The 9,599-nt window shown below is 69.0% G+C and carries 7 protein-coding genes and 1 pseudogene; 5 read left to right on the top strand and 3 right to left on the bottom strand.

What is annotated here, in order from left to right; genetic code table 11:
- Position 1: 1 nt before the first annotated feature.
- Together AB0C76_RS39935 and AB0C76_RS39930 are read right to left on the bottom strand one after the other, a co-directional pair.
- The gene (locus AB0C76_RS39935) at positions 2-1,621 is read right to left on the bottom strand and encodes an NAD(P)/FAD-dependent oxidoreductase (RefSeq protein WP_359975247.1); all 1,620 of its coding nucleotides are present in this window, start codon (positions 1,619-1,621) and stop codon (positions 2-4) included.
- A gap of 724 nt (positions 1,622-2,345) precedes the next feature.
- On the bottom strand, positions 2,346-3,233 hold the full coding sequence (locus AB0C76_RS39930; RefSeq protein ID WP_359975244.1) for a class I SAM-dependent methyltransferase: 888 nt from the start codon (positions 3,231-3,233) through the stop codon (positions 2,346-2,348).
- Positions 3,234-4,658: 1,425 nt separating this feature from the next.
- On the opposite strand from AB0C76_RS39930, the gene AB0C76_RS39925 reads away from it, so the two are divergent.
- The 3 genes from AB0C76_RS39925 to AB0C76_RS39915 all read left to right on the top strand — a co-directional run bounded on the left by AB0C76_RS39925 (position 4,659) and on the right by AB0C76_RS39915 (position 6,841).
- Entirely contained in the window at positions 4,659-4,919 is a 261-nt protein-coding gene (locus tag AB0C76_RS39925; protein WP_359975241.1) for a hypothetical protein, read from the top strand.
- Positions 4,920-4,955: 36 nt separating this feature from the next.
- Positions 4,956-5,939 (top strand): beta-ketoacyl-ACP synthase 3, encoded by a 984-nt coding sequence (locus tag AB0C76_RS39920; protein ID WP_359975238.1) that lies wholly within the window; start codon positions 4,956-4,958, stop codon positions 5,937-5,939.
- Positions 5,940-6,127: 188 nt separating this feature from the next.
- Positions 6,128-6,841 carry an SDR family NAD(P)-dependent oxidoreductase gene (locus AB0C76_RS39915; protein WP_359975235.1) on the top strand — a complete coding sequence of 238 codons (714 nt, stop codon included), beginning with the start codon at positions 6,128-6,130 and terminating at the stop codon, positions 6,839-6,841.
- A gap of 511 nt (positions 6,842-7,352) precedes the next feature.
- On the opposite strand, the gene AB0C76_RS39910 is transcribed toward AB0C76_RS39915, so the two are convergent.
- Positions 7,353-7,874: a hypothetical protein gene (locus AB0C76_RS39910; protein WP_359975232.1), complete on the bottom strand. Its 522-nt coding sequence runs from the start codon at positions 7,872-7,874 to the stop codon at positions 7,353-7,355.
- Between the two features lie 277 nt (positions 7,875-8,151).
- Here AB0C76_RS39910 and AB0C76_RS39905 point away from each other — a divergent pair.
- Together AB0C76_RS39905 and AB0C76_RS39900 are read left to right on the top strand one after the other, a co-directional pair.
- Positions 8,152-8,415, top strand: a pseudogene (locus tag AB0C76_RS39905) (ATP-binding protein); the annotation flags it as partial.
- A 97-nt stretch (positions 8,416-8,512) separates the two neighbouring features.
- Positions 8,513-8,878: a glyoxalase gene (locus AB0C76_RS39900; protein ID WP_359975229.1), complete on the top strand. Its 366-nt coding sequence runs from the start codon at positions 8,513-8,515 to the stop codon at positions 8,876-8,878.
- Positions 8,879-9,599: the final 721 nt, after the last annotated feature.

The following is a 9,599-nucleotide window of genomic DNA, read 5'->3' as shown; positions in this document are numbered from 1 at the left end:
GTCAGGTGTTTTGGGTGGTGGTGGTTTGGTAGTTGGTGTGGTCGAAGTGGTTGGTTTGGTGTTGGTAGGTGTGGGTGTAGGTGGGCCAGATGGTGGGGTTGTTGTGGTGGTGGTCTTGGTACCAGCTGTGGCAGTTGCCGGTGGTCCAGACGGTGTTTTTGAGTTTGTTCTGGAGTTTGGTGTTGTAGTGGGTTTGGGCTTGGTGGCGGGGGTGGAGGCTGGTGATGTTGTGGGTGGTGGTGGTTTTGAGGGCGTTGATGATGTAGGTGATCTGGGCTTCGATGATGACGGTTTGGGAGGAGTGGCCGAGGGTGGTGTTGGGGCCGAGGAGCATGAAGAGGTTGGGGTAGCCGTGGATGGTGGTGCCGCGGTGGGCTTGCATGCCGTGTTGGGTCCAGGTGTGGGCGAGGGTGGTGCCGTTTTTGCCGTGGATGCGGTGGGCGATGGGTTGGTTGGTGGGGGTGAAGCCGGTGGCGAGGATGATGGTGTCGATGTGGCGGGTGGTGCCGTCGGTGGTGGTGATGTGGGTGGGGCCGATGTTTTTGATGGTGGTGGTGATGATGTTGACGTTGGGTTGTTGGATGGCGGGGTACCAGGTGTTGGAGAAGAGGAGGCGTTTGCAGCCGATGGTGTAGTCGGGGGTGAGGAGGGCGCGGAGGTGGGGGTTGGGGACGGATTTTTTGAGGTGGGTGGTGGCCATGTTCTTGATGGCGGTGGTGCGGGTGGGGCGGGAGAGGAAGAAGGCGATGATTTCGCGGCCGTGTTTGTTGAAGTTGCGGCGGAATTTCTGGTAGCCGGGGAGGTGGCGGAGCATCCAGGTGTGGCGGGGGGTGTTGGGTTTGTCGGGTTTGGGGGCGATCCAGGGTGGGGTGCGTTGGTAGAGGTCGAGGCGGGCGGCTTTGGGTTGGATGTGGGGGACGAACTGGATGGCGGAGGCGCCGGTGCCGATGACGGCGATGGTGCGTCCGGTGAGGTCGTGGTGGTGGTTCCACTGGGCGGAGTGGAAGAGGGTGCCGGTGAAGGTGTCGAGGCCGGGGATGTCGGGGATGGCGGGGGTGGAGAGGTAGCCGGTGCCGGTGATGAGGAAGCGGGCGGTGTAGCGGCCGCCGGTGGTGGTGAGGTCCCAGTGGTGGTGGGTTTCGTTCCAGTGGGCGGTGAGGAGTTCGTGGTTGTAGCGCAGGTAGGGCAGGACGCCGTGTCGGTGGGCGCAGTCGCGGAGGTAGGCGTGGACTTCGCTCTGGGTGGCGAAGGTGGATTTCCAGTTGGGGTTGCGGGCGAAGGAGAAGGAGTAGAGGTGGGCCTGGACGTCGCAGGCGCAGCCGGGGTAGGTGTTGTCGCGCCAGGTGCCGCCGAGGTCGTCGGCGCGTTCGAAGACGAGGAAGTCGTCGGTGCCGGTCTGCAGGAGGCGGATGGCGGTGCCGAGGCCGGAGAAGCCGGTGCCGATGATGGCGACTTTGAGGTGGCGTAGGACGGGGCCGCCGGCGGGCGCGGGGTCGGGCGCGGGCGCGGGGTCGGGGTCGGGGGTGGTGGCTGGGGTGGTGGTGGGCGGGGTGGTGTGGGGGGCGTCGTCGGTGGTGGCGGTGGTGGCGGTGGTGGCGGGTCGGGGGGTGGTGGTGGTCATGGCGCTGGCGTGTCCCCTTCTCTCGTTTCTTCGGCGGGTGCGGGTGCGGGTGCGGGTGCGGGTGCGGGTGTGCGGGTGTGCGGGTGTGGGGTGGTGGGCCGGTGTTCCGGTTGCGGGGTGTGTGGCTGTGGCCGGTTGAGGCCTGTTGAGGCCTGTTGTGGGCGGTGGGGGCCGGGCCGGCCGGGTTTCGGGGTGGTGGGCCGGCGGGTTTCGGGGTGGTGTGGGGGTGGGTTGTTGGGCCGCCCCCCGGGGGGTGTTTGTCTGGGTCGTTGGCGTGCTGTTGGTGGTTTGACGGGCTGTCCGGGGGTTGGCCGTCGGGTTGTTCTCTGGGGTTTTGCCCGGGTTGTTTTTCGGGGGTGGTTGTCCGGGGTGTTGTGGGGCCGTTTCCGGGGTTGTTGTTTTTGGGTGAGTGGGCCGGTGTCGTTGTTGCCGGCCGGGTTCTGGGTCGGCCGGGGGGTGCGGTTTCCCGTGGGCGGGTTGTGTGCTGTCCCGGGCCGTGTGCTGTTCCCGGGTTGTGTGCTGTTCCCGGGCTGTGTGCTGTTCCCGGGTTTTGTGCTGTCTCCGGGTTGTGTGCTGTTCCTGGGCTTTGGTGTTCGGGTGTGGGTGTTCGGGTGTTCTTTTGGGGGTTGTTCGCTGGCTTTGCGGGTCGTGCTTTGGCTTGTGTTTTTTGGGGTGTTGTGGGGGTGGGTTCGGGGTTTCCCGTGTGGGGGTTTGGGGGTGGGGGTTAGGGGCGGCGGGTGAGGGTGACGCGGAAGTTGTTGAAGATGTGGTCTTCGAGGGTGTAGGCGAAGATGTCGAGGTAGCGTTCGAAGCGGGCGACGGTGGTTTCGTCGGCGAGGGTGAGGGCTTCGGTGCGGCGGGTGGCGAGGTGGTGGAGCCAGGCGCGGCAGGCGCGGGCGAAGGATTCGGGTTCGTTGCGGATTTCGGTGACTTCGAAGAGTCCGTCGAGGCCGGTGGCGAGTTCGGGTAGGCGGGGGATGTGGCAGCCTTCGAATTCTTCGCGCTGGAGGAATTTGAGGTCGTCGAGGAGTTGGCGGCGCAGGGGCGGGTTTTCGACGGTCATGGTGTGCAGGACGAAGCGGGCGCCGGGCTTGAGGAGGGAGTGGACCTGCTTGAAGAAGACGCGGTAGCGCTGGGTGCGCTCTTTGGGGGTGAGGGAGGACAGGACGAAGTGTTCGAGGGCGTTGATGCAGAACGCGGCGTCGTAGGGCTGGCCGTCGTGGTGGTGGTCTTCCCAGGATTCGACGCGGGCTTCGATGGCGGGGTTGTCGAGGGCGGTGATGAAGTCGGCCTGGGTGCGGGAGAGGGTGACGCCGACGGCGCGGGTGACGCCGTGGACGGTGGTGAGGCGGTTGAGCATGGTGCCCCAGCCGCAGCCGATGTCGAGGACCTTGGCGGTGTGGGCGGCGTGGGCGAGGTCGGTGAAGACGTCGAGCTTGCGTTCCTGGGCTTCGTCGAGGGTGGCGACGAGGTCTTCGCCGTCTTCCCAGTAGCCGCCGGAGTACATCATGGTGGGGCCGAGGATGAGGCGGTAGAGGTCGTTGCCGACTTCGTAGTGGTGGCGGATGGCTTCGACGTCGGGGTTGATGGAGCGGGCGTCGACGGTGGTCATCGTCGTGTCCTGTTCTGTCGGGGGTGGGTCGGGGTGTGGTTCGGGGCCGGGGCCCCCGGGTTCGGCGCCGGTGGTGGCTGGTGCCGCTTTCCCGGTGGTGTGGTGGTGCGGGTGCCCGGGCCGGTGCGGTCCGGGTGGTGTGCGGGGTGTGCGGTGACGGTCCGTCCGTGGCCGGTGTCCGCGGCCCGGTGAGGCTCCGGGTGTCCGGCCGTTGGTGGCCGGCGGCCGCCTGGTGGCCACCGGGGTGGCGGACGGTGGGGCTCTGGTGCCTGTCGGTTCGGTGCCGATGTCCGGTGGTGCTCCGGCACTTGTGACGCTCGGCTGCTTGGTGCTTGGGGCTTGGTGCCGGTGGTGGCCGGTGCCGCTTCCCGGTGGTGCGGTGGGGCCTGGAGGCCGGGGTGGACTGGCTGTTCAGTCTGGTTGCCCGTTGCCTGTTGTCCGGTGGTGCGCTGGTTGTGGGGCGGTGGTGCGGGTGGCTGGCGGGTTGTTCCAGGTGCGGGTGTTGGGCCTGCGGCGTTGGTGGCCTGGTGGCGAGCGGTGGTGCCTGGTGCCTGGTGGCTTGGTGGTGCGGTGGGCGTCCGGCACGTTCGGCCTTCGCCGGTCGCCGGTCGCCTGTCGCCTGTCGCCTGTGGGGCGTTGGGCGTTCGGTGTGTTCGTTGTTCGGCGGTGGTGCGGTGGTGCGGTGGTGGCCTGGTGGCGAGCGGTGGTGCTTGGTGGCTGGTGCCGGTGGCCGGTGGTGTTTCGGTACTTGTCGGGCTGGGTTGTTCGGTGCCTGGTGCCTGGTGCCTGGTGGTTGTGCCTGGTGCCGGCGGGCCGGCCCCGGGTTCGGCTCAGGGTTCGGTGCCGGTGGTGGCTGGTGCCGGTTTCCGGTGGTGCGGTGGGCTTGGAGCCGGGTGGCGTCTGGCCGTTCAGTGCGGTTGCTCGTTGCCTGGTGTCCGTTGCCCGTTGCCCGTTGCCCGTTGCCCGTTGCCCGTTGCGGGGTGCCTGGTGCCTGGTGTCCGTTGCTGGGTGCCTGGTGTCTGGTGCCTGGTGTCTGGGTGTCTGGGTGTCTGGTGGTGGGTGTGGGGGGTGGCGGGTTTGGGTGGTGGGGTCGTGGGTCAGGAAAGCGTGTCTTCGCAAGTGGTGCGCAAGGGGCTGGGTGTGGGGGGGTGGTTGCGGGGTTTTTGCGTGGGGGCGGGTTCTATGCGGTTGTCGAAAGCGACATGGTTGCGGTGCCTGTCCGGTACTGCCTTCTGGGGGTGTTTTTCCCGGGGGGGCTGGTTCGGGTGGGTGGGGCCGGCCGGTGGTCCGCGTGTTTCGGGCGTGGCCGGTGGTCCGGTTCGGGCCGTGTCGGTGTGATCGGCCCGGTAGGGGCTGTGGTTCGGCGTCCTTTGTTCCGGCGCGTGGTGTGCTGGGGGGCGTGTGTGTGGAAGGGATGGTTGTGTGATGTCGGGGATTCCTTCGGTTGAGGATCTGGCGGCGCAGTTGCAGGCGGTGTCGGGTGCGCGGGAGATCGATGCGGACGCGGCGTTGCAGCACATCGCGGATGTGGATTCGCTGGATCTGATGGAGTGGCTGTACGGGTTCCAGAACGCGTATCCGCACATCGGGGCGGACGAGTCGCTGTTCGCGGACATCGATGACACGACGACGTTGCGGGTGGTGCACGGGCGGATCGTGGCGCTGGCCGCGGGGTCGGGTTCCTGAGGGCCGGGGCCGGTCGAAGGGGAAGGGGGTCGGGTGGTGAGCGGTTTCGATGTCGCCGGGTGGGGGATGTGGGTTCCCGACCGGGTGGTGACCAGTGCGCAGCTGGCGGAGCGGTTCGGTGTGGATGAGCACTGGATCGTCTCCAGGTGCGGGATCCGTGAGCGGCGGGCGGTGTCGGCGGGTGAGACGACGGCGTCGATGGCTGTCGAGGCGGGGCGCCGTGCGCTCGGGCGGGCGGGGTTGTCGGGGTCGGATGTGGCGCATCTGATCGTGGCGACGGCGACGCCGGAGCAGCCGTCGCCGGCGACGTCGGCGTTCGTGCACGAGGCGCTGGGGATCGCGGGCAGTGCGCACGACGTGAATGCGGAGTGTGCGGGGTTCGTGTATGCGCTGGTGACGGCGGCGGGTCTGATGCGGATGGATCCGCGGCCGGTGCTGGTGGTGGGTTCGGACACGCACACGTTGACGGCGAATCCGCGGGACAGGGATCTGTCGATCCTGGTGGGTGACGGTGCGGGTGCGGTGGTGCTGGTGCCGGGGCCGGTGGACCGGGTGCGGGCGTGGAATCTGGGCGCGGACGGTTCGTGCAAGGACTCGTTGAAGGTCCTGGCGGGTGGTTCGCGGATGCCGGTCACCGAGGAGACGGTGCGGGCGGGTCTGCATTACGCGCAGATCAACGGCAACGAGATCTACCTGAACGCGGTGCGGTACACGGTGCGCACGATCCGCGAGACGTTGGAGCAGGCGAAGGTGCGTCCGCAGGAGGTGGATCACGTGGTGCCGCATCAGGCGAACATCCGGATCATCAATTCGGTGCTGAACCATACGGGGATTCCCGCGGAGCGGCTGGTGGCGAATCTGGACCGGTATGGCAACACCGCCTCGGGTTCGGTGCCGATCGCGCTGGCGGAGGCGCTGGACGCGGGGCGGATCAAGGACGGTGACACGGTGCTGCTGGCCGGGTTCGGTGCGGGGATGACGTGGGGTTCGATGCTGCTGACGTGGGGAGGTGCGGTGTGAGCGGCCAGGACACGGGCGCCCGGGATGCGGGTGGTCGGGACATGGGCGCCCGGGATGCGGGCGGTCGGGACATGGGCGCCCGGGATGCGGGTGGCCGGGACATGGGCGCCCGGGATGCGGGCGGTCGGGATGCGGGTGGTCGGGGTGCGGGTGGTCGGGGTGGGTTGGGCCGGCGGCCGGTGTCGCCGGTGGCGCTGGTGACGGGTGCTTCGGGCGGGTTGGGGCGGGAGCTGGCGTTGGAGCTGGACGCGGCGGGCTGCCGGGTCGCGGTGCATTTCAACTCCTCGCGGGATGCGGCGGAGGAGGTGGCGGGCAAGCTTGTGAACGATTGCGTGGTGGTGGGCGGGGACGTGGCCGATCACGGCGCGGTCCTGGCGATGGTCGAACGGATCGAGGCGGCGCTGGGTCCGGTGGACGTTCTGGTCAACAACGGCGGGATCCGTAGGGACGCGCTGATGGCGATGCAGTCGCCGGCGGACTGGCGGCGGGTGGTGGACACGAACCTGGTGGGTTCGTTCCACACGGCGCGGGTGTGTGTGCCGGGGATGCTGCGGGCGCGGTGGGGGCGGGTGGTGAACATCGTGTCGCCGTCGGCGCTGATCGCGACCGCGGGGCAGACGGCGTACTCGGCGTCGAAGGCGGGGCTGATCGGGATGACGCGCACGCTGGCGGCGGAGTGCGGCCGCAGGGGGGTGACGGTCAACGCGCTGTCACCCGGGTTCATGATCACGGGGATGACGGACACGCTGCCCGAGCGGGTGATCGAGGCGATGCGGGACAAGGCGCCGATCCCGCGGTTCGTGACTCCGCAGGAGGTCGCGCGGGCGATCCACCTGTTCCTGGACCAGGACTGCATGACCGGTCAGGTCATCAGCATCGACTCGGGTGCCTCGATCACCTGACCCCTGCCCCCGCCCGGCCCCCCGAGGGGGCCGGGCGGGGGCGGGCCGGTTTCGACGGTCCCGGGGCCTTTGCGGCCAGGGGACGGTCCCGGTCTCCGGCTCGCACTGTCCGTGCCGGGGTCCCGCCCCGCGGGGCCGGCGGCCGGCGGCCGGTGTTTCCCGCCCTGCCCCGCCCCGCCCTGTCCCGTCCCGCCCTGTCCCGTCCCGTTCCGCTCCGTCCCGTCCCGTCCTGTCCGGCCCTGCCCTGTCCTGTCCTGTCCTGTCCTGTCCGGCCGCGTCCCGCCTGTTCTTCCTGTTCTCCCGGGGGTGTTGGGGCGGGGCCGGGGCCGTTTCCGGGGTCGTGCGGGTCCCGGTTCTCCTGCGTCCGGGGTGTCAGTCCACGGCCCGGGCGGTTCTGGTCCTGGTCGCGGCCCCCTCTCGTGCCTCGCCTCGCGGTCGCCCCGCGGGCTGGTCCCTGGTGTAGCCGCTGAACGTCGCCGACCGCCATCGTTGGCGGGACGCAGGCGAAGCGTCAGCCGCCGACCGGGGGTACCGCGCCGCCGAGCTTCATCGGGATGACGCCTTGCAGGTGAAGGAACCGCATCAGCGACCGCAGTTCGGCCCCCCGGCCCTTCGCCGAGCCCGCCGAGACCCTGGTGCATTCGCGCAGCAGGAACTCGTTCAGGTCCACCCCGGTCAGAGCATCCGGCGCGAACTGGCCGTCGATCACGGCTTGTTCGGCCAGGAAGCGCCGGGCAGTGTTCCCGTAGCGCAGCATCGTCGACGCCGACAGGCCACGCTCGGACTCCATCCAGCGCTGGTACTGCTCCAGCAGAACCGCCGCGGGCGACGGTGGCACCTGCGGAGTCGGCACCACGCCAGCCTCGCGCAGGAAGGTCAGCAGCGGGACCATGCCGCGCGGCCCGGCCACCCGGCGGCGACCCGATTTCTGCAGGTCGGCAAGGTGCTGCTTGAGCCGCTCCTCGTCCAGATCGGCAACATCGAGGCCCTGCCTCGATAGCCACAGACCGACCTGCCCCAGATCCTTGAGCATGTTCCTGGCGGTCAGGGTCGTGTACCCGCGCTCCGCTAGCCAGGCCCGGTAGCCCTCAACCTGCGGAGCCAGAGCCCCCGCCTTCCGGCGCGTACTTCCGAACGGCATCGCCACCCCCTCGCGGGAGCAACCTGCCCCCATGCTCACGAGGCTGCCCGGCCCGGAAACCATGCAGAGCCACGAACAGCCGAAACCCCACGAAGGAGCGGAACAACACACACGACTTCGGCATAGTCGCGGTCTCGGCATAGGTCGATCTATGCGGATATCGGCATAGCTGGACGAACTTGGCTACGTCAAGCTGGACCAGCACGGCGCCGAACTGCTGTTCCAGATCTTCACCGAGCGCGAGGAACGGCACGCGATCGCGATCGCCTCGAACCAGCCGTTCATCGAGTGGGACCAGACCTTCACCAACAAGCGGCTCTGCCAGGCCATCGTGGACCGGCTCACCTTCGAGGCCCACATCATCGAGACCGGCACCGAGTCCTTCCGGCTGGCCAGCACCACCGCCAAGCGCAGGATCCAAGCGACTCAGTGACCCGGCGACAGCCGGCCGGGCACGGCCCTCTACTCTCACTATTAGAACAACAGTTCAATTGAAAGGCTGTCACATGTTCCTCGGTCTTCGGACAGTGATGTATCCCGCTCCGAACCTCGCCGCCGACAAGGCGTGGTGGACCTCGGTGCTCGGCATCGAGCCGTACTTCGACGAGCCGTTCTACGTCGGGTTCGACGTCGGCGGATACGAGCTGGCGCTCGACCCGCACGCCAGCCCCTGCGACGGGCCGGTGACCTACTGGGGCGTCCCGAACGTCGACGACGCCCTGGATAAGCTCCTCGCGGCCGGCGCGACGGTGCGCGAGGCCGTCCAGGACGTCGGCGGCTCGATCCGCGCCGCTTCGGTCGTCGAGCCCTCCGGCTCGGTCATCGGACTGATCGAGAACCCCCACTTCGCCCTGCCCGACGCGCCGCCCCAGGTCGGCGAGGGACCGGGCCGATGACCAGGGCAGGCATCCGATTCGGCACGGGCGGAGGCAGCCGCCCGGCCCCGGAGAGGAATGGCTGACGAGAGACCGCACTGGGCGGGCGCCGAAACAACGGCGCCCGCCCAGTCGCATCCTGTCGGGGGCGCGTCCGGGCGGGCACCATGCGTCACACGCTACCGGCACTCATGGCGCCACCGGTCCCGTCGCCACGCGAAAGCGCCATCGGCCCGCCGAACCTCACCCGATCGAGGGGTGGGGCCACCCGAACCCGGAACTCTGCATACCGATCCATCCCACTCACCCGCCCGGAGTAGAACTGGGGCCACCCGAACCCGGAACGGTGGGGCCAATAGAAGTCGGTAAAGACAGGTGTACGGCTTCGGCTGGTTCGGGCGGGGTTCTCGTGGTCGGGGATCGTTGTCGTGCCGTCACCGGCCGTACCGAGGGGGCATGGGGGCTGTGGCGGACGTCGGGTCACCGGCGGCGCGAGCGCGGACGCGGTGTGGTGAGTGCCTGGCCGGTCCGCGGGCCCGGACCGGGTTTTCGCGTGTGTGGTGCTGTGTTCCGGCGGGGTGGGGCCGTGATCGGTCCCGGCTTCGACGGGCTGGGGTCGCTTTGCCGGTGTCGGGGTTTTGGCGGCCGGGTTTTCGCGTGTGTGGTGCTGTGTTCCGGCGGGGTGGGGCCGTGATCGGTCCCGGCTTCGACGGGCTGGGGTCGCTTTGCCGGTGTCGGGGGT

Origin of the sequence: Kitasatospora sp. NPDC048722 (genome assembly GCF_040650235.1) — a bacterium.
GTDB lineage: Bacteria > Actinomycetota > Actinomycetes > Streptomycetales > Streptomycetaceae > Kitasatospora.
Note: the sequence above shows the minus strand (reverse complement) of the source record. Positions and strands in the feature narration are given on the sequence as shown.